The organism is Actinomadura sp. NPDC000600, from assembly GCF_040492135.1.
Lineage (GTDB): Bacteria > Actinomycetota > Actinomycetes > Streptosporangiales > Streptosporangiaceae > Spirillospora.
Genome location: NZ_JBEUPD010000017.1, coordinates 126496 through 143806, shown reverse-complemented (window position 1 = coordinate 143806; position 17311 = coordinate 126496). Strand labels below are relative to the sequence as shown.

Genomic DNA, 17311 nt, shown 5'->3' with positions numbered 1-17311 from the left:
CCCACGGCGGGACAAGGGAGGCGGTCAGCGCAGGGCCGCCTCCACGGCCGGGACGGCGATCGCGCGTCGCGTCGCGGCCCAGCTCGTCACGCCGGTCAGCACCGCGGCGAGAGCGACCACCGCGAGGAACGTCCCGACGTTCCCGGGCGGGACGGCGGAGTCGCGGCGGGCGAGGCCGAACGCCACGATCGTGAAGGCCGAGGCGACCGTCCCGCAGACCACGCCGGTGACCGTCAGCACCACCGACTCCAGCGCGGCCGCGGTGAGCACCTGGCGCGGGGTCGCGCCCGCGAGCCGGGTCTGGCCGAACTCGCGGCGCCGGTGCGCGGTCGCCGCGATCAGCGTGTTGACCAGCATGATCGCCGTGAACAGCACCACCATGCCGATGACGACGAAGTTGAGCGTCTCGATGCCCTTCTGGTCGAGCGTCTTGGAGAGGCCGGCCGCGTCCATCGCCTCGTTCTCGATGGCCTGGGCGTAGAGCGTGCCGACCGCCGTCCCGACGAACAGGATGATCGGCGTGACCGCGGAGGCCAGGGCGCCCGCCCGGCGGCGCATCGTGGCCGCCGCGAGGTCCCCGGCCGCGCCGCCGAGCGCCCGCATCGGCCCGGCCGCCAGCGCCGTCGCGCCGCGCATGATCGCCGGCGCCAGCAGGGCCAGCCCGATCCCGGCGAAGATGTCGGCCTGCCCGGAGGTCGCCATGGCGTCGCTGCCCTTGCCGTCCATCACCGTAAGCGTGGTGACCACCTCGCCGACGGCGACCAGCAGGAACAGCACCGCGAACACGATCCGCTTCCGGCTGAGCCGCGCGTCCCCGATGGCGGCGGCCGTCATCGACTCGGTCACCCGGACGCGCGTGGCGCGGCGCGCGGTGATCAGCGCGGCGGCGACCGCGGACACGAGCGTCACGCCGATCCCGAGTGACAGGGCGACGGCGCCGAAGCGGTAGCCGATGTCCGCAGGAACCTGGTCGGTGCCGTGCAGCAGCCCGAGCAGGGCACGGCCGGCCGGGTAGGCGGGCACGACCGCGAGCAGCGCCGCCGCCACGGCCAGGCCCGCCGCCTCGCCGACGATCATCCGGGCGAGCTGCGCCGGGGTCGCGCCGACGCTCTTGAGCAGTGCGATCTCCGACGCCCGCTGCCGCACCGACAGGGTCAGCGTCGAGGTCACCGCGAACACCACCAGCAGCAGCCCCCAGCCGCCGACGACGGACGCCATCGTCACCAGCGTCTCCCGGGCCTCGCCCGTCGCCCCGCTCGCCTCGGCCGTGTCGAGCATCGAGGCGAACGCCATGATCATTGTCGCGCCGAGGAACATCGCGAGGAAACTCGCCGTGAAGGCGCTCGCGCGGCGGCGCAGGGAGCGCAGAGCCAACTCGACCATGGTCACGCCTCCGCCATCGTGCGCTGGCGCTCGACCTCGTCGGCCAGGCGCGTCATCCGCTCCGCCACGGTCTCCGCGGTCGGCGCGGCCTGGTACCCCACGATCCGCCCGTCCGCCAGGTACAGCACGGAGTCGGCGAAGGACGCGGCGACCGGGTCGTGGGTCACCATCACCACCGTCTGCCCGAACGCCCGCACCGACTCGCGCAGCAGGCCCAGCACGTCGCGGGCGCTCCGGGTGTCGAGCGCGCCGGTCGGCTCGTCGGCGAACAGCACCCGCGGCTCAGTGACCAGCGCCCGCGCGATCGCCACCCGCTGCTGCTGCCCGCCGGACAGCTCCGCGGGCAGGTGGCCGAGCCGGTCGCCGAGGCCCACCCGGTCCAGGACGGCCCGGGCCCGGTCCCTGTCCACCTTGCGGCCGGCGAGCTTCAGGGGGAGCACCGTGTTCTGCAGGACCGACAGCGTCGGCAGCAGGTTGAACTGCTGGAAGACGAAGCCGATCCGCTCCCGCCGGAACCTCGTCAGCGCCGCCTCCCCGTCGCCCGTCAACTCCGCGCCGTCGACGAAGACGCGGCCCTCGGTGGGACGGTCCAGACCCGCCGCGCACTGCAGGAGCGTGCTCTTGCCGGACCCGGACGGGCCCATGACCGCGGTGAACGACCCGGTCGGCAGCGACAGCGACACCCCGTCCAGCGCCACCACCCGGTTGCCCTCGGCGCCGTACACCCTGCGCACGTTCTCCAGCCGGAGCGCCTCCCCCGGCGCCTGGCGCGCCGGCTCCGCTCCCCTGCGTCCGAACATCGTCCTCACCTCCGCCCGGCGCCCCGGGCGGGCGCCTCCGGAACACGAAGCTACGGACGCGCGGGGCCGCCGGGGATGGGTCCAGCACGCCGATGGGGGTAGGCAAAACCCCACCATCGCCGGGCCCGGTTCCACCCGCGGGGCGCCGGGCGGGTTAGAGTCGCCCGTGGTGCGCCGGGAAGTCTGGTCGGCAGGTCCCGTCATCCGCATGCCGTCCAGGGGGTTGTGTGCAGGCCACCGCCGCGATCGTCATCTTCGTCTGCGCGTACGTGCTGATCGCGTCGGAGAAGGTGCCCCGGACGGCGGTGGCGCTGGGCGGCGCGGGCCTGATGCTCCTGCTGCACGTCACCGACGCCGAGGCCGCGTTCTTCTCCCCCGAGTCCGGGATCGACTGGAACGTCGTCTTCCTGCTGCTCGGCATGATGGTCATCGTCTCGGTGCTGCGCCGGACGGGCCTGTTCGAGTACGTGGCGATCTGGGCGGCCAAGCGTGCGCGGGGGCGCCCCTACCGGCTCATGGTGATGCTGATCGTGCTCACCGCGGTGGCGTCCGCGCTGCTGGACAACGTCACCACCGTCCTGCTGATCGCGCCCGTCACCTTCCTCGTCTGCGAGCGGCTCGCGCTGCGCCCCGAGCCGTACCTGATCGCCGAGGTCATGGCGTCCAACATCGGCGGCACCGCGACGCTGGTCGGCGATCCGCCCAACATCATCATCGCCAGCCGGGGCGGCCTGTCGTTCAACGACTTCCTGGTCAACCTGGCGCCGCTGGTGGTCGTGCTGCTGGTCGTGTTCTGCCTGCTGGCCCGGTGGCTGTTCCGCTCGGCGTTCCACTACGACCCGGACCTGGCCGCCGAGGTCATGGAGCTGGAGGAGCGGGAGGCCATCACCGACCGCCGGCTCCTCGCGCAGGGGCTCGCCGTCCTCGCCGTCGTCATCGCTGCGTTCGTGCTGCACCCCGTCCTGCACTACGAGCCGTCCGTGGTCGCGCTGCTCGGCGCCGGGCTGCTCGTCGCCGCGACCAGGGTGACCACCGAGGAGGCCCTCAGCGAGGTCGAGTGGCCCACACTGGTGTTCTTCGCCGGCCTCTTCGTGATGGTCGGCGGGCTGGTCGAGACCGGGGTCATCGGAGAGGTCTCCAGGGCCGCGGCGGACGCCACCGACGGCCGCCTCGGCGTCGCCGCGATGCTGCTGCTGTGGGCGTCCGCCGGGCTGTCGGCGATCGTGGACAACATCCCCTACGTCGCGACGATGAGCCCGATCGTCTCCGACCTCGTCCAGCAGCACCCCGGCGCCCAGGGGCACGTGCTGTGGTGGGCCCTCGCCCTCGGCGCCGACCTCGGCGGCAACGCCACCGCCATCGGGGCCAGCGCCAACGTGGTCGTGCTCGGCATCGCCGCCCGCAACGGCACGCCCATCAGCTTCTGGTACTTCACCCGCTACGGCATCATCGTCACCCTCGTGACGATCGCCCTGTCGACCCCCTACCTCTGGCTCCGCTATCTGTGATCGCCGGCTGCCCGCGAACGCCGGCCCGATCCGGGAGGATGGGGGGATGGACGAGGTGCCTGAGGACTGGGAACGCGCGCTCGCGATCGTGGCGCACCCCGACGACCTGGAGTACGGGACGTCGGCGGCGATCGCCAGGTGGACGGGCCAGGGCAAGAGCGTGACGGAGGTGCTGGCCACCCGCGGGGAGGCCGGGATCGACTCGATGGACCCCGACGAGGTGCGGCGGATCCGCAGCGCCGAGCAGGTCGAGGCGGCGCGGATCGTCGGCGTGGACACCGTCGAGTTCCTCGACCTGCCGGACGGCATGCTGGAGTACGGCCTGCCGCTGCGGCGGATGCTCGCCGCGGCGATCCGGCGGCACCGGCCCGAGGTGGTGCTGTCGCTGAACTTCCGCGAGACGTTCCCCGGCGGCGGCTTCAACATGGCCGACCACCGGGTGCTCGGACTCGCGGTCGCGGACGCGATCCGGGACGCGGCGAACCGGTGGGTGTTCCGCGACCTCGGGCTCGAACCGTGGCAGGGCGTCCGGTTCGCGCTGTTCGGCGGGTCGCCGGAGCCCACCCACTACGTGGACGTCACCGGGCACCTGCGGGCCGGCATCGACTCGCTGCTCGCGCACCGCGTGTACTTCGCGGGCCTCGGCGACGGGTTCGACGCCGAGGCGTTCCTCACCGGCATGGCCGTGGAGGGCGGGAAGGCCGCGGGCGTCGAGCACGCGATGGCCTTCGAGATGATCGGGAGCTAGCGGCGGGCGTTGGGCCGCTTGCCCTTGTTGTGCTTGCTCCGCTTGCGGGCCCGGCGCTTGCGCGTCTTCTTCGACATGTCCCGATTGACCGCCCGCAGGCCGGTCCGAGGCAAGCGATCGGCCGGGCGCCGGCGGCACGAACCCGCCCGGCCGCACGTCCGAAAAGGCGTGCGGCCGGGCGGGTCAGGTGCGCGTCCGGTCAGCGGACCTCGGTGATCTCGGGGCCGCGCTCGAACGGGTCGAAGGTCTCCACGGCCTCCTCCTCGCCGTCCTCGCCGGCCTCGCTGAACTCCTTGGGGATCTGCAGCTCCAGGAGCTCGCGTGGCGGCATCGGGGCGTCGCCGCGGTGCACGACCACGCCGCTCAGCACGTCCTCCAGGACCTGCCACTGCTCCTCGTCCTCGATCGCGGCGCCCTGCACCACGGCCTGGAGGAACCAGCGGGGGCCGTCGACGCCGAGGAAGCGGATGATCTGCGGCGCCCAGCCCTGCTCGACGAACTCCGCCGGGATCTGCTCGCGGACCTCCTGCGGCATCTCGGCGAGGACCTCCTCGGTCAGCGCCGCGGGGACCATCGCCAGCAGTTCGGGGCCGAACGGGCCCTCGCCCTCCTGGGTCTGGCCCTGCGCCTCCTCCTGGATGTCCTTGGCGGTCTCACGGCGCACGTCCTCCCAGATGCCGCTGCGCTTCGGCGCGGCGAACACCTGGAGCTGCATGGCGCTCTCCTCGTACTGCACCAGCACGGCGACGGGCCGCCCGTCGAGCGGGTTGCCCTCCTCGTCGACCTGGGTCGCCTCGAAGTTCACCTGGAAGCCCAGCCCCGGCGCGATCGGCACCTGGAGGGATCCGAAGTCCAGCCGCTGCATCTCGGGGAAGGAGTCCTCGGAATCCCACGGGCCGCCCGCGGACTCCGCCTTGGCCGACCCCGCCTCGGCGGGAGCGTCCTCGGCGTTCTCCGCCTGCTCCTCGGTCACCTCGGGACCCTCCGCGGGCTCCTCGGCCTGCCGGCGACGTCCAAAAGCCACGACTCACACTCCTTCTCGACTGTGCTCATTGTCCCCGGATCGCGGGGCCGGGCCGAATCCGCCGGTGGAGCCGAACCCGCCGGTTCCGCGCGCCGATCCGGGAAGCTCGGTGACCTCGTGGAACACCGCGTGCTCGACCCGCTGGACGACCATCTGCGCAATGCGGTCTCCGCGCCGCAGCCTCACCGTGGCGCGGGGGTCGGTGTTCAGCAGGGTCACCTTGATCTCACCCCGATAGCCGGCGTCGACCGTACCGGGTGCGTTGACGATGGTCACCCCCAACCTAGCGCCCAATCCGGAGCGGGGGTGAATGAAAGCGGCGTAGCCGTCCGGCAGCGCGATCGCCATCCCGGTGGGGACGACGGCGCGCTCCCCCGGCGCCAGTTCCACGTCGGCGGCGGCGACCAGATCGGCGCCCGCGTCGCCCGCGTGGGCGTACCGCGGCAGGGGCAGTTCCGGATCCAGCCGCCGGACCAGCACATCGACCTTGCTCACGGGCTCCACCTCACGCGTACCTGCCGGAGAACCACACGACCCTACCCAGGCGGCGGGCGGCGGCCGCGGCCGAAACGCCGCCGCCGCGCGAGTCCGGCAGTTGACCCTACCCGTTCCCGGCCATGACCACTTCCGGAAGGTTTGGCCCCGAAGTGAAGTATCACGCGTAGCGTCACCATTGTTACCCGCGGTGGCTCTTGGGGGACGCGTTTCCCCAGGAAGGGGACGACATGGGCACACGCGAGCGGGCCGTCACCCACCGGTCCCTGGACGGCGTGCGGATCCGGCTCACGGGCGACCACGATCTGCGGCGGCCGTGCACGTCGGTGGCCCGGATCGCCGGCGGCGGACGGCTCCACGAGATCTCCAGCGGCACCCGCGAGGACGCGCTGGCCTGGGCGTCCGACATCGGAGTCGACCGCTTCGAGCAGGAGTTCCGCATCCAGGGCGGGCGGCTGCGGGTCGGCCGGACGGCGACCCGCGACGCCGAGACGGGGCTGAGCGACCCCGTCCTCGCGGCCGTGTGGGAGGGCCGCCGCCACGCCGTGTTCACGCACCTCTACCACGGGCGCCCGGCGGACGCGGTGGCGTTCTTCGACACGGTGCGCCTGACCGAGCACGAGGACGGGATCACCGCCGTGCCGCGCGGCCGGGCACGCCGGCCCGAGCCCGCCGAGATGGTCAAGGAGGTGCCGGGGATCGGCCTGCTGGAGATCACCGCGCTGACCTCGGTGACGCGCAAGCGGCTGCCGCCCTGGCGCGGCGCCTCGGTCGCGGGCGGCGAGCTGTTCCGGGACGCCGTGGAGGGGCAGGGCCCCTACTTCCTGCTCGCGCTGCGGTCGCTGCTGGTGACCGTCCTGCCCGAGGAGGACCGGGTGCGGGACGTCCCCCGGCGGCTCGCGGGTCTGGCGGTCGAGGCGATCAGGTGACCGGGCTGCTCGCCGGGATCGCGGCGGTCGCGGTCCCGCTCGTCCTGCTGGCGTCGCTGGCCGGGCAGGTCAGGCGCCCGGCGGCGCTGGCCGCCGCGGTGCGGGCGCACCGGGTGCTCCCCGCCGCCCTCGCCGGGGCGGTCGCGGCAGCCGTGATCGCAGCGGAGGCGCTGATCGGCGCCGCCGGCGCGGCGGCGCTCCTGCTCCGGCTGGACGGGACGGCGCGCGCGGCCGGCGGGGCGGCGGCCGCCCTGCTGGCCCTGTACGCGGTCTACGGAGCGCACGTGGCCCGCACCCGGCGCGGCGTCCCCTGCGGATGCGGGGGCGCCGGCACGCCGATGACCGGGTGGGTCGCGGGACGGGCCGCCGCGCTCTGCGCGCTCGCCCTCCCCCTCGCCCTGCACGGGCCGCCCGCCGGGCCCACCGCGTACGAGTGGTCGATCGAGGTCGCGGCGGGCCTGGCGTTCGCCGTCCTCCTCTGGACGCTCCCGCACGCGATGACCGTTGAGAGATCGGCCGTGGCGAGCACGGCCGCGGAGAGGAGGACGGCCGGATGAGCTTCCAGAACAGCGCGCTCCTGCTGTCGTGGGTGGCGATCCTGCTGCTCGCCCTGGTGGTCGCCGGCCTCGTCCGGCAGGTCCACGCGCTCAGCCCGGGGGCGTCCCGGCCCGCCGCGCTCGGCCCCGCCGCGGGCGCGCCCGCGCCCGCCTTCGACCGGCTCGGGCCCGGCCTGCTGCTCTTCCTGGACCGCGACTGCGGCGTCTGCGCCGACGTCCTCGCCGACGTCCCGTCCGACCGGCCGCTGCACGCGATCTTCGCCGGGGCACCGCCCGAGGACGCGTCCCGTCCGGGCGTGACCGTCCTCGCCGGCGAGCAGGACGGCCTGTTCGCCGACTACCGCGTCCCCGCCACCCCGTTCGCCGTGCTGGTCGGCGCGGACGGGCGCGTGCGGGCCGCCGAGCCCGTCGGCTCCCCCGAAGCCCTCCGCGCACTCACCCTGGAGGCCGCACGATGATCGAACTCGAAGACGTCCCGCCGCTGCGCGGCCCGCGCCCGGAAGGGGCGCAGCGCGTCCGGCGGCGCCCGGCGCCCGCGGACGAGCCGCGGTTCCGCCCGGTGCGCCGCAGCGTCCTCACCGGGCTCGCCGCGGCGGGCGCCACCGCCGGGCTGAAGGCCCTCGGCGTGTTCCCGCCCGCGCGGGAGGCGCTCGCTTCGGGTTTCCAGCTGGTCGGCTACTACGACATCTATCCGCGGTGCCCCTCCTACGCCGCCAACCACAACTGCTCCCCGGGCTGCGGGCCCAGCCTGGTGTGCAGCGTGTGCTGCCGGACGAGCGGGAAGTACAAGGGCTTCCACAAGTCGGGCGTGTCGGATCCGGGGCGCTACAAGCTGCGCCCCAACCAGTGCTACGGCGGCGGCTACGACGGCTGGCTCTGGGCCTACGCCAAGAGCTGCGGAAGCTGCAAGAAGGGCGTCACCTGGCGCTGCCACGACGGCTGGAAGAAGTCCAAGAAGGGCAACTGGTACAAGACCATCTGCCGCAAGGCGATGGCGTGCAAGAACTGACCGCGGGGCGGCTGCGGCGAGGCGCGTCCGACCCGCTCCTTCCCGTGGCCGCCCTCGCGCTCCTGGCCGTGTCGGCCGCCGCCCTGGACGCCGCCGTCCTGTGCTGGGCGTCGATCGGCGCGCTCGCCGGGTTCTCCCTGTCGGGGAGCGTTTGAACGCGCAACAGCGAATCCGTGCTGTTCTCGCCAGGTTGGCGGGCCCCCGTACGGCAGGGCGAGGTCCTGGCCGTCTTCATCCTCGGGCTCCTGCTCGGAGGCACGCTCACCGCGGCGGCGGTCTGGCTGCTGTCAGGCCTTTCCGCCCCGCTCCCGGCACCGGCCCGCACCGCCGCGATCCTGGCGCTCGCCGGGCTGGGGGCCGCGCGCGAGGCCGGGCTGGTCCGCGTCCCCCTTCCGCAGAACGCCCGCCAGATCCCCCAGGAGGTCCTGCAAGCGCACCTCCGCCGGGGCGCGCTCCAGTTCGGCTTCGAGCTCGGCACGGGCGTGCGCACCTACGTCCCCGCCACGGCCCCCTACGTCCTGGCCCTGGGCCTGCTCCTCGTACACGAGGACCCGCTCACCACCGTCGTGGCCGGCACATTCTTCGGCGCCGGGCGCGCCCTGAGCGCCCTGCTGACCTACCTGGCCCGCGACGAGCACCGGGACGCCGCGCTGGCCGTCCGGATGCCGGCCGTGAAGACCGCGACGGCGATCGCCTCCCTGGCCGCCCTCGCCCTGCTGCTCCTGTGATCGAGGCCGCCCATGTCGATCAAGTCCCCTCCCCCGTGGGAGACTGGGCCCGCCTCGCCGTCACTGGAGAGCCGTCGCCCACCGGGAAGGCACCGTTCGTGCTCTGGTCGCTGCTGATCGCCCTGCTGCTGCGGGGGTTCGCCGTGGCCGAGTGGGCGGGGACGGCGCCCGGGCAGTCGGTCCTGGCCACGCTGGGCGCGCTGACCGTGGCGGGGCTCCTGGTGCTCGCGACTGTACGGGTCCGCGCGGCCCGGCAAGGGCACGGCGCGGCGCGGGCGCGGGTGCGGACCACCCTGCGCGAGAGGACGCTGCGGACCGCCTTCCTGCCGCAGCGCGATCCGGACGCGGCGGGACGGCCCCGTCCGCGCGCGCCCGGAACGGGGATCGCGGCCGCCTGAGCGCGGCCGGAACACCATCGATCCCCCTCTTCCGGAAGGTTCTCTCATGTTCGACGTTCCCGTTTCGATCGCCGCCGCCCTCGTGGGCGGGCTGGCGGACGCCCTGGACCCGGTGGCCGGCGGCCTGGCCACCGCGCTGGCGATCGTGCTGTTCACCGCCGGGGTGCGGCTGGCGCTCGTCCCGCTCGCGGTCTCGGCCGCCAGGGGCGAGCGGGCGCGGGCCCGGCTCATGCCGAAGGTCCAGGCCCTGCAGAAGAAGCACGCGAAGAACCCGCAGCGGCTCCAGCGGGAGACGGCCGCGCTGTACGAGGCGGAGGGCGCCACGCCGGTGGCCGGGTGCCTGCCGATGGTCGCGCAGGTCCCGTTCTTCATGGTCATGTACCGGCTGTTCGTGTCGGCGACGGTCGCCGGGCACCAGAACGCGCTGCTCGCGCACACGCTGCTCGCGGCGCCGCTCGGGCAGAACTGGATCGGCGTCCTCGGCGGGGGCCTGCTCTCGCCGCCCTCGCTCGTCTTCCTCGGGCTGTTCGCGCTGCTCGCGGTCGTGGCCGCGGTCACGTCGCGGCGGGTGACCGCCGAGGGACCGGTCGGCGCCCTCGCGCGGGCGATGCCGTTCGGGACGATCGCCGTGGCGGCGTTCGTGCCCCTCGCGGCGGGGTTGTACCTGCTCACGTCCGGGGCGTGGACGGCCGCCGAGCGCGCCGTCCTGCACCGCCGGGCCGACGCGGCGGCCTGATCGCCCTTGACGGATGTCCGGATGGCTGGGTTCGATGGCAACCGAACGGCGTTCTGACTTTCGAGGGCGGTGTGCGGTGACGACGACGGCGCGGGCGGGCACCCAGGGCGGCCCGCCGGAGGACGACCTGTCGGACCTGGCCTTCTGGTCGCTGCCGCCGGAGCGGCGGCTGGCGGCGTTCGCGCGGCTGCGCGAGCGCGAGCATCCGGCGTTCTTCCCGGAGCTCAAGCTGCCGTTCATCCGGACCGGGCCCGGCTACTACGCGCTCACCCGGCACGCGGACGTGGTGGAGGCCAGCCGGACGCCGGATGTCTTCAGCAGCGAGCCGTGCTCGAACAGCATCGCCGACCTGCCCCGGTACATGGCCCGCTACTTCGGCTCGATGATCAACATGGACGACCCGCGGCACGCCAAGATCCGCCGGATCGTGTCGCGGGCGTTCACCCCGCGCGTCCTGTCCAAGCTGGAGACCGACCTCCAGGCGACCGCGACGCGGATCGTGGACGACCTGGAGCGCAAGGGGTCGGCCGACTTCGTCACCGACGTCGCGGCGCGGCTGCCGGTGCAGGTCATCTGCGACATGATGGGCATCCCCGAGCATCTGCGCCCGATGGTGTACGACCGGACGAACATCATCCTGGGCCTCGGCGACCCCGAGTACACCGGCGGCAGGGACGTGGTCCGCGGGGGCATCACCCGGATCGGCGTCCTGTACGGGCTGCTGATGGCGATGTCGGCGGGCTACGAGCTGAACCACCTGGCGATGAAGCTCGCCCGCAGGCGCCGCCGGCACCCCGGCGACGACCTCGTGTCGAGGCTGGTCTCGGCCAACGTGGACGGGGAGTCGCTGACCGACCAGGAGATCGGCTCGTTCTTCATCCTGCTCGTCGTGGCCGGCAACGAGACGACCCGCAACGCGATGACGCACGGGCTGAAGCTGTTCACCGACAACCCCGAGCAGCGGGCCCTGCTGATGGAGGACTTCGACGCCCGCATCCCCGGCGCGGTCGAGGAGATCGTCCGGATGGCGACGCCGGTCATCCAGTTCCGGCGGACCGTGACCCGCGACCACGAGATGAACGGCCACCGCTACCGGGCGGGCGACAAGGTCCTGCTGTTCTACAACTCCGCGAACCGCGACGCGGAGGTGTTCACGGACCCGGACGTCTTCGACATCACCCGCTCCCCCAACCCGCACGTCGGGTTCGGCGGCCCCGGCCCGCACTTCTGCCTGGGCGCGAACCTGGCCCGGCAGGAGATCACGGTGATGTTCCGGGAGCTGTTCACCCGCGTCCCGGACATCCGGGCGAGCGGCGAGCCGCAGATGCTCTACTCCAACTTCATCAACGGCATCAAGCACCTGCCCTGCACGCTGTGAGCGGCGGGCCCGCGCTCCCAGGGGGCGCCGCGGTTCAGGACGCCGGGCGTCCGGCGGCCCGCGCCGCCGGCGACACCGCGAGGTAGTCCAGCGCCCGCTGCGTCGAGCACACGCGGGACGGATGGTAGTCGCGCCGCAGGTACGCGCGGCCGGCGGAGATCATGAACCGGTTGCTGGGGAACAGCCCGCGCCGCACCGCCCGCCGGTAGTCGCGGATCCGCGGGCGGACGCCCTTCAGCGTCGGGTCGGCCCGGCACAGGAACACCGCTCCGGCGTACACCATCAGGGGCAGCGCGAGGACGCCGAGGAAGAAAGCGATGAACCGCATCCAGTACCGCCCGGCCACGTGCTGGTAGACGTCGAACGCGACGGACCGGTGCTCGACCTCCTCGGCGCCGTGCCAGCGCAGCAGGTCCATCATCGTGGGGTCGGCGCCTGCCTCGTCCAGTTCGCGGGCGTCCAGGATCCACTGGCCGAGGACCGCCGTGTAGTGCTCGATGCCGGCGATGACGCCGATCCGGACGAACAACCAGCGCTTGCGGGGCAGGAACGGGATCCAGCACCGGTCACCGAGGATCCGCCGGAACACCCACTCGATCCGGGCGGTGAGCGGGCGCGGGTCGAGGCTCTGCTCCAGCATCTGCCGGTCCAGGACGCCCTGGTGGGAGTAGGCGTGCACGGCCTCCTGGCCCATGAAGCCCTTGACCTCGCGGTAGAGGCGCTCGTCGTCCTGGACGAGCGGCAGCGCCTCCTTGTAGACGTGCACGAACCACCGCTCACCGGCGGGCAGCAGCAGATGCAGGACGTTGATGAAGTGGGTGGCGACGGGCTCGCCCGGGATCCAGTGCAGCGGCGTGTCCGCCCAGTCGAACCTCACCCGCCGCGGGGCGATGACGGGGTGCCGCTCGTCGATCTCGCTCATCCCGTCTCCCTCTCCCGCCGCGCCGGGCCGCGCGGGGCCGCACCGGGCCGCGCCGCGTGCCCGGCGCGCACCCCAATTAGACTAGTAATCTAATATGTGGACGCGCCGGATCCGCGTCAAGGCCCGGCCGGGGTGATCTACGTCGCGGGAGCGAGCACGACGTCGACGGTGAGCGCGGCGGGTGCGGACTCCAGCGTCAGCTCGGCGATCCGCCCGGCCGCGGCCAGGTCGGGCCGCGCGATGTGCGTCACCTCCGCGCCCCGGACGACCGCGCGGGACACGTCGGCGCGCATCGACGCCCTGGCCTCGGACTTGGCCTTGCGGACCTGCCGGAGCGCCTCGCCGGTGGCCGCGAGGACGGCGGGGTCGCCGCCCGGCGGCAGCTCGGCGGCGGACGGCCACTCGGCCGTGTGCACCGATCCGTGCCGCCACCACGACCAGACCTCCTCGGTCACGAACGGCAGCACGGGTGCGAACAGGCGCAGCAGGACCGACAGCGCCGAGCGCAGCGCGGCCCGCGCCGACAGCGCCTCGGGGCCGTCCCCGTAGGCGCGGGCCTTGACCAGTTCCAGGTAGTCGTCGCAGAACTCCCAGAAGAACCGCTCCGTGCGCTCCAGAGCGCGCGCCCAGTCGTAGCCCTCGAACGCCTCGGTCGCCTCGTGGACGACCCCGGCCAGCGCCGCCAGCATCGCCTTGTCCAGCGGCTCGGTGACCGCCGCGGCCGGGCCCGCCTCGCCGAGCCCGAGCACGAACTTCGAGGCGTTGAGGATCTTGATGGCGAGGCGGCGGCCCACCTTGATCTGGCCGGTGTCGAACGCGGTGTCGGTGCCGGGGCGCCCGCTCGCCGCCCAGTAGCGGACGGCGTCGGAGCCGTACTCGCGCAGCAGGTCGATCGGCGTGACGACGTTGCCCTTGGACTTCGACATCTTCTTGCGGTCGGGGTCGAGGATCCACCCGGACAGGGTGGTGCCCTTCCACGGCAGCGTGCCCTGCTCCAGGTGCGCGCGGACGACCGTGCAGAACAACCACGTCCGGATGATGTCGTGCCCCTGCGGCCGCAGGTCGAAGGGGAAGACGCGGCCGAACAGGTCGGTGTCGCGCTCCCAGCCGCCCGCGATCTGCGGGGTCAGCGAGGAGGTCGCCCAGGTGTCCATGATGTCGGGGTCGCCGGTGAAGCCGCCCGGCCTGCCGCGCTGCTCCTCGGTGAATCCGGGCGGGACGTCGGACGAGGGGTCGACCGGCAGCGCGTCCTCGGCCGGCACGATCGGGTCGGCGTACACCGGCTCGCCGGCGTCGTCCAGCCGGTACCAGACGGGGATCGGCACGCCGAAGAACCGCTGCCGCGAGATCAGCCAGTCGCCGTTCAGCCCCTCGACCCAGTTCTCGTAGCGGGCCCGCATGTAGCCGGGGTGCCACTCCAGCTCCCGGCCGCGGGCGAGCATCTCCGCGCGGACGCCCTCGTCGCGGCCGCCGTTGCGGATGTACCACTGCCGGGTCGTGACGATCTCGAGCGGCCTGCTGCCCTTCTCGTAGAACTTCACCGGCCGGCTGATCTTGCGGGGCTCGCCGTCCAGGTCGCCGGACTCGCGCAGCAGCTCGACGACGCGCTCCTTGGCCGAGAAGACCGTCTTGCCCGCCAGCTCCGCGTACGGCTCCGCGGCGACGCCCTCCGGCGGGTCGGCGGCGAGCCGCCCGTCCCAGCCGATGATCGCGCGGGTCGGCAGGTCCAGCTCGCGCCACCAGGTGACGTCCGTGACGTCGCCGAACGTGCAGATCATCGCGATCCCGGAGCCCTTGTCCGGCTCGGCCAGCCGGTGCGCGACGACCGGGACCTCCACGCCGAACAGCGGCGTGCGCACGGTCGTCCCGAACAGCTCCTGGTACCGCTCGTCGTCGGGGTGCGCGACCAGCGCGACGCAGGCGGGCAGCAGCTCGGGCCGCGTCGTCTCGATGTAGACCGGGCGCTCGTCGCCGTGGAACCGGATCCGGTAGAACGCGCCGGGGTGCTCGCGGTCCTCCAGCTCGGCCTGCGCCACGGCGGTGCGGAAGGTGACGTCCCACAGCGTCGGCGCCTCGGAGAGGTACGCCTCGCCGCGCGCCAGGTTGCGCAGGAACGCGCGCTGGGACGCCGTCCGGGCGGCGCGCCCGATGGTCGTGTAGAGCAGGCTCCAGTCGACCGAGAGGCCGACGCGGCGCCACACCTCCTCGAACGCCTTCTCGTCGACCTCGGTGAGGCGCTCGCAAAGCTCTATGAAATTGCGCCGCGAGACCGGCTGCTGGCGCTTGGCGTCGGGCTTGGCCGGAGGCTCGAAGTCCGGATCGTAGGGAAGGGACGGTTCGCACCGGACGCCGAAGTGGTTCTGCACGCGGCGCTCGGTCGGCAGGCCGTTATCGTCCCAGCCCATCGGGTAGAAGACCGCCCGACCGCGCATGCGGTGGTACCGGGCGATGGTGTCGGTTTGGGTGTAGGAGAAGACGTGGCCGACGTGGAGGGAGCCGCTCACGGTGGGCGGCGGGGTGTCGATCGAGTACACCTCGCCGCGCGGCCTGGTGCGGTCGAAGCGGTAGACGCCGCGCTCCTCCCAGGCGCGTACCCATGTGTCCTCCAGGCCGTCCAGGGAGGGCTTCGGAGGGACGTTCGGAGTACGCGGCTGCTCTGTCATGAGGCCAATCGTATTGACATCGGCCCGGATCGCATGCCGATTACCGGCGCCGACGCGGCGATCACCTGCACCGCCCGGGGCAGGCGGTTCCGGTAGCGTCGGAGACGACAGGACGAGAGAGGACCAACATGGCGGACAAGGGCGACATCGGCTGGCGGGTGATGGCCGGGGCGGCCGCATTCGCGGGCGGCTTCGTCGCGAAGAAAGTGATCACGCTGGCCTGGAAGAAGAGCACCGGCAAGGAGCCGCCGACCAATCCCGAGTCCCCCGATGTGGCGCTGTCCGAGGCGATCGGGTGGGCCGTGGTGATGGGGGTCGGCATGGAGGTCGCGCGGCTGCTCGCCACCCGCGCCGCCGCCCACCAGTATGCCAAGAGCACCGGCCAGAGCCCGTCCCATCTCAAGGCCGAGGTCTGAGACCCCCGGACGGGGGCCCGGCCCCCGTCCGGCGGGTGAACGCGCCGTGGCCGGTCCCTTCGTCGATGGAAGGGACCGGCCACGGCGCGTTCTCGTCCGGTCGGGTCTTCGCGAACGGGCTCGCCGGGTGCGGCGAGCCGCTCCCTCGATGCCCGGTCGTGCCGCCTAGGGGGAGGGCGGCGCACAGGGGTTCAGACGGCTTACCAGGGGTTCGGGCTGGGTGCTAGGGGTTCAGGCGGGGCTGGTCGCCGGAGAGCGGGGGCAGGCTGCCGGCGATCTCCCTGAGGTCGCCCCGGACCTTCAGGGCCAGCGCCCTGGTCGCGGAGCGGTTGAGCGCGGCCCCGGCCGCGGCGCCGGTGAGGAGGGGGCCCATGGTGGACAGGCTCCGGCCGAAGACGCGGAGCATGCGCTTGCGCAGCGCGCTCTTGGCGGCCGTGCCGAGAGCGCTGGTCAGGGAACCGCTCTCCAGGGGGTTGACGCCGCGCTGCCGCGCCCAGGACGTCACGAACGCCGCGCCGCGCGCGGTCCCGCTGCCCTGGACGCTGACGCCGTAGACCTCGTGCAGCTCGGCGATCATCTTCACCTCGATGGCCGCGACGACGAGCGTCTCGGCGGCGAGCTGGGCCGGCGCCGTCAGCAGCAGCGGCGGGGCTGCGAACTCCACGGCCGCCAGCGCGCCGCCGGCGGCGCCCACGGCGGTGGTGGCGTTGCCGGCCGCCTTGACGATCCGGTCGGCGAGCTCCTCTCCCATCACCCCGTGGTGGTGGGCCTGGAGGGTCTCCAGATCGCGGATCGGGATGTGCGGGGCCGCCGCCACGAGCAGGTCGGCCAGCCACCTGCCGCGCGCGACGCCCGCGGCGCCCACTCTGCGGGCGCTCTGGCCGAGCAGTCCGGCCAGTCGCCCGAGCAGGCGGCCGCGGGTCTCGCGGTCCATGTCCTCGTCGGAGGTGAGCCTGCCGATCAGCTCACCCAGCTCCGTGGAGCCGTCGCCGCGCGCCGGCTCCACCTCGCCGCGACGCGGTTCGTCCTCTCCCGTCACCCGTCCTCTCCCGTCACGCGGCCACTCCCGGTCACCTGGCGGCGACCGCCGGTCAGGCGGCGCATTCGCGGCAGACCGGCTGACCGTTCTTCTCGGTGGCCAGCTGGCTGCGGTGGTGCACCAGGAAGCAGCGCGTGCAGGTGAACTCGTCGGCCTGCCGGGGGACCACCCGGAAGGTGAGCTCCTCGTTCGACAGGTCGGCGCCCGGCAGCTCGGCGACCTCGCCGGCGTCCAGGTCCTCGTCGATGATGCTGGCGGCCTTGTCGGCGCGCCGGGCCTGGAGCTCCTGGAGGCTGTCCTCGCTCAGGTCGTCGTCTGTCTTACGTGGGCTGTCGTAGTCGGTCGCCATCTTCTATCTCCATCCCCCTCAGTGCTTTATGCGCCCCGTCGCGCGGATCTAACGCACGGGGGGCCGTTCTTGTGCCCGATCCGGGCGGGAAATTCTGTCACGTTTGGTGACCTGCGACACACGAGGCGCGACCGTTCCCACGAGTGACTCCCGTCACCCGACTCATTCCTCGCACTGTGTCTTCGGTCACACACCCGCCGGATGCCACGGCCCCGTAGGGGGCCGGAGC

The 17311-nt window shown here is 73.3% G+C and carries 20 protein-coding genes; 12 read left to right on the top strand and 8 right to left on the bottom strand.

Annotated features, from left to right (window positions below; translation table 11 throughout):
* Positions 1 to 24: 24 nt before the first annotated feature.
* Both ABWI07_RS24490 and ABWI07_RS24485 read right to left on the bottom strand, forming a co-directional pair.
* On the bottom strand, positions 25 to 1383 hold the full coding sequence (locus ABWI07_RS24490) for an FtsX-like permease family protein (protein WP_353819921.1): 1359 nt from the start codon (positions 1381 to 1383) through the stop codon (positions 25 to 27).
* A gap of 2 nt (positions 1384 to 1385) precedes the next feature.
* On the bottom strand, positions 1386 to 2183 hold the full coding sequence (locus tag ABWI07_RS24485; RefSeq protein ID WP_149262309.1) for an ABC transporter ATP-binding protein: 798 nt from the start codon (positions 2181 to 2183) through the stop codon (positions 1386 to 1388).
* Positions 2184 to 2410: 227 nt separating this feature from the next.
* On the opposite strand from ABWI07_RS24485, the gene ABWI07_RS24480 reads away from it, so the two are divergent.
* Both ABWI07_RS24480 and ABWI07_RS24475 read left to right on the top strand, forming a co-directional pair.
* The gene (locus ABWI07_RS24480) at positions 2411 to 3691 is read left to right on the top strand and encodes an ArsB/NhaD family transporter (RefSeq protein ID WP_353819920.1); all 1281 of its coding nucleotides are present in this window, start codon (positions 2411 to 2413) and stop codon (positions 3689 to 3691) included.
* An 88-nt stretch (positions 3692 to 3779) separates the two neighbouring features.
* Complete coding sequence (locus ABWI07_RS24475; protein ID WP_502912850.1) at positions 3780 to 4439, top strand: PIG-L deacetylase family protein; 660 nt, start codon at positions 3780 to 3782, stop codon at positions 4437 to 4439.
* A gap of 199 nt (positions 4440 to 4638) precedes the next feature.
* On the opposite strand, the gene ABWI07_RS24470 is transcribed toward ABWI07_RS24475, so the two are convergent.
* Positions 4639 to 5463, bottom strand: a complete 825-nt coding sequence (locus tag ABWI07_RS24470; protein WP_149262306.1) for a DUF3710 domain-containing protein — start codon at positions 5461 to 5463, stop codon at positions 4639 to 4641.
* 3 nt (positions 5464 to 5466) lie between these two features.
* On the bottom strand, positions 5467 to 5967 hold the full coding sequence (gene dut / locus ABWI07_RS24465; protein ID WP_149262305.1) for a dUTP diphosphatase: 501 nt from the start codon (positions 5965 to 5967) through the stop codon (positions 5467 to 5469).
* Positions 5968 to 6188: 221 nt separating this feature from the next.
* Between dut and ABWI07_RS24460 the strand changes: the two genes are divergently transcribed.
* From ABWI07_RS24460 to ABWI07_RS24420, 9 genes are all read left to right on the top strand, one after another.
* Complete coding sequence (locus tag ABWI07_RS24460) at positions 6189 to 6887, top strand: hypothetical protein (protein WP_353819917.1); 699 nt, start codon at positions 6189 to 6191, stop codon at positions 6885 to 6887.
* Positions 6884 to 7444: a MauE/DoxX family redox-associated membrane protein gene (locus tag ABWI07_RS24455; protein WP_353819916.1), complete on the top strand. Its 561-nt coding sequence runs from the start codon at positions 6884 to 6886 to the stop codon at positions 7442 to 7444. Before ABWI07_RS24460 ends, ABWI07_RS24455 begins: the two co-directional genes overlap by 4 nt.
* Positions 7441 to 7902 carry a hypothetical protein gene (locus ABWI07_RS24450; protein ID WP_353819915.1) on the top strand — a complete coding sequence of 154 codons (462 nt, stop codon included), beginning with the start codon at positions 7441 to 7443 and terminating at the stop codon, positions 7900 to 7902. The genes ABWI07_RS24455 and ABWI07_RS24450 overlap by 4 nt, the downstream gene beginning before the upstream one ends.
* Entirely contained in the window at positions 7899 to 8453 is a 555-nt protein-coding gene (locus ABWI07_RS24445) for a hypothetical protein (protein WP_149262301.1), read from the top strand. Before ABWI07_RS24450 ends, ABWI07_RS24445 begins: the two co-directional genes overlap by 4 nt.
* Positions 8441 to 8608: a hypothetical protein gene (locus ABWI07_RS24440; RefSeq protein ID WP_160161071.1), complete on the top strand. Its 168-nt coding sequence runs from the start codon at positions 8441 to 8443 to the stop codon at positions 8606 to 8608. The genes ABWI07_RS24445 and ABWI07_RS24440 overlap by 13 nt, the downstream gene beginning before the upstream one ends.
* An 18-nt stretch (positions 8609 to 8626) precedes the next feature.
* Positions 8627 to 9181, top strand: coding sequence for a hypothetical protein (locus tag ABWI07_RS24435; protein ID WP_353819914.1), 555 nt, complete (start codon positions 8627 to 8629; stop codon positions 9179 to 9181).
* 35 nt (positions 9182 to 9216) lie between these two features.
* A complete protein-coding gene (locus tag ABWI07_RS24430; RefSeq protein ID WP_353819913.1) occupies positions 9217 to 9579 on the top strand; it encodes a DUF6412 domain-containing protein in 363 nt (120 codons plus the stop codon).
* A 46-nt stretch (positions 9580 to 9625) separates the two neighbouring features.
* Positions 9626 to 10315 (top strand): YidC/Oxa1 family membrane protein insertase, encoded by a 690-nt coding sequence (locus ABWI07_RS24425; protein WP_353819912.1) that lies wholly within the window; start codon positions 9626 to 9628, stop codon positions 10313 to 10315.
* A gap of 76 nt (positions 10316 to 10391) precedes the next feature.
* Positions 10392 to 11693: a cytochrome P450 gene (locus tag ABWI07_RS24420; RefSeq protein WP_353819911.1), complete on the top strand. Its 1302-nt coding sequence runs from the start codon at positions 10392 to 10394 to the stop codon at positions 11691 to 11693.
* A gap of 34 nt (positions 11694 to 11727) precedes the next feature.
* Here the strand turns inward: ABWI07_RS24420 and ABWI07_RS24415 are convergent, their stop codons facing one another.
* Together ABWI07_RS24415 and valS are read right to left on the bottom strand one after the other, a co-directional pair.
* Positions 11728 to 12615, bottom strand: a complete 888-nt coding sequence (locus ABWI07_RS24415; RefSeq protein ID WP_353819910.1) for a metal-dependent hydrolase — start codon at positions 12613 to 12615, stop codon at positions 11728 to 11730.
* A gap of 137 nt (positions 12616 to 12752) precedes the next feature.
* The gene (gene valS / locus ABWI07_RS24410) at positions 12753 to 15278 is read right to left on the bottom strand and encodes a valine--tRNA ligase (RefSeq protein WP_353819909.1); all 2526 of its coding nucleotides are present in this window, start codon (positions 15276 to 15278) and stop codon (positions 12753 to 12755) included.
* A 128-nt stretch (positions 15279 to 15406) separates the two neighbouring features.
* On the opposite strand from valS, the gene ABWI07_RS24405 reads away from it, so the two are divergent.
* Positions 15407 to 15694, top strand: a complete 288-nt coding sequence (locus tag ABWI07_RS24405; protein WP_149262294.1) for a DUF4235 domain-containing protein — start codon at positions 15407 to 15409, stop codon at positions 15692 to 15694.
* Between the two features lie 223 nt (positions 15695 to 15917).
* Here the strand turns inward: ABWI07_RS24405 and ABWI07_RS24400 are convergent, their stop codons facing one another.
* Entirely contained in the window at positions 15918 to 16733 is an 816-nt protein-coding gene (locus ABWI07_RS24400) for a hypothetical protein (RefSeq protein WP_353819908.1), read from the bottom strand.
* A 52-nt stretch (positions 16734 to 16785) separates the two neighbouring features.
* Positions 16786 to 17082, bottom strand: coding sequence for a DUF4193 domain-containing protein (locus ABWI07_RS24395; protein WP_117404125.1), 297 nt, complete (start codon positions 17080 to 17082; stop codon positions 16786 to 16788).
* Between the last annotated feature and the right edge of the window lie 229 nt (positions 17083 to 17311).

Coding starts and splice junctions, on each gene's coding strand:
- valS (WP_353819909.1), bottom strand. CDS start 15,278: ATGACAGAGCAGCCGCGTACTCCGAACGTCCCTCCGAAGCCCTCCCTG.
- ABWI07_RS24415 (WP_353819910.1), bottom strand. CDS start 12,615: ATGAGCGAGATCGACGAGCGGCACCCCGTCATCGCCCCGCGGCGGGTG.
- ABWI07_RS24485 (WP_149262309.1), bottom strand. CDS start 2,183: ATGTTCGGACGCAGGGGAGCGGAGCCGGCGCGCCAGGCGCCGGGGGAG.
- ABWI07_RS24460 (WP_353819917.1), top strand. CDS start 6,189: ATGGGCACACGCGAGCGGGCCGTCACCCACCGGTCCCTGGACGGCGTG.
- ABWI07_RS24450 (WP_353819915.1), top strand. CDS start 7,441: ATGAGCTTCCAGAACAGCGCGCTCCTGCTGTCGTGGGTGGCGATCCTG.
- ABWI07_RS24405 (WP_149262294.1), top strand. CDS start 15,407: ATGGCGGACAAGGGCGACATCGGCTGGCGGGTGATGGCCGGGGCGGCC.
- ABWI07_RS24395 (WP_117404125.1), bottom strand. CDS start 17,082: ATGGCGACCGACTACGACAGCCCACGTAAGACAGACGACGACCTGAGC.
- ABWI07_RS24425 (WP_353819912.1), top strand. CDS start 9,626: ATGTTCGACGTTCCCGTTTCGATCGCCGCCGCCCTCGTGGGCGGGCTG.
- ABWI07_RS24445 (WP_149262301.1), top strand. CDS start 7,899: ATGATCGAACTCGAAGACGTCCCGCCGCTGCGCGGCCCGCGCCCGGAA.
- ABWI07_RS24490 (WP_353819921.1), bottom strand. CDS start 1,383: ATGGTCGAGTTGGCTCTGCGCTCCCTGCGCCGCCGCGCGAGCGCCTTC.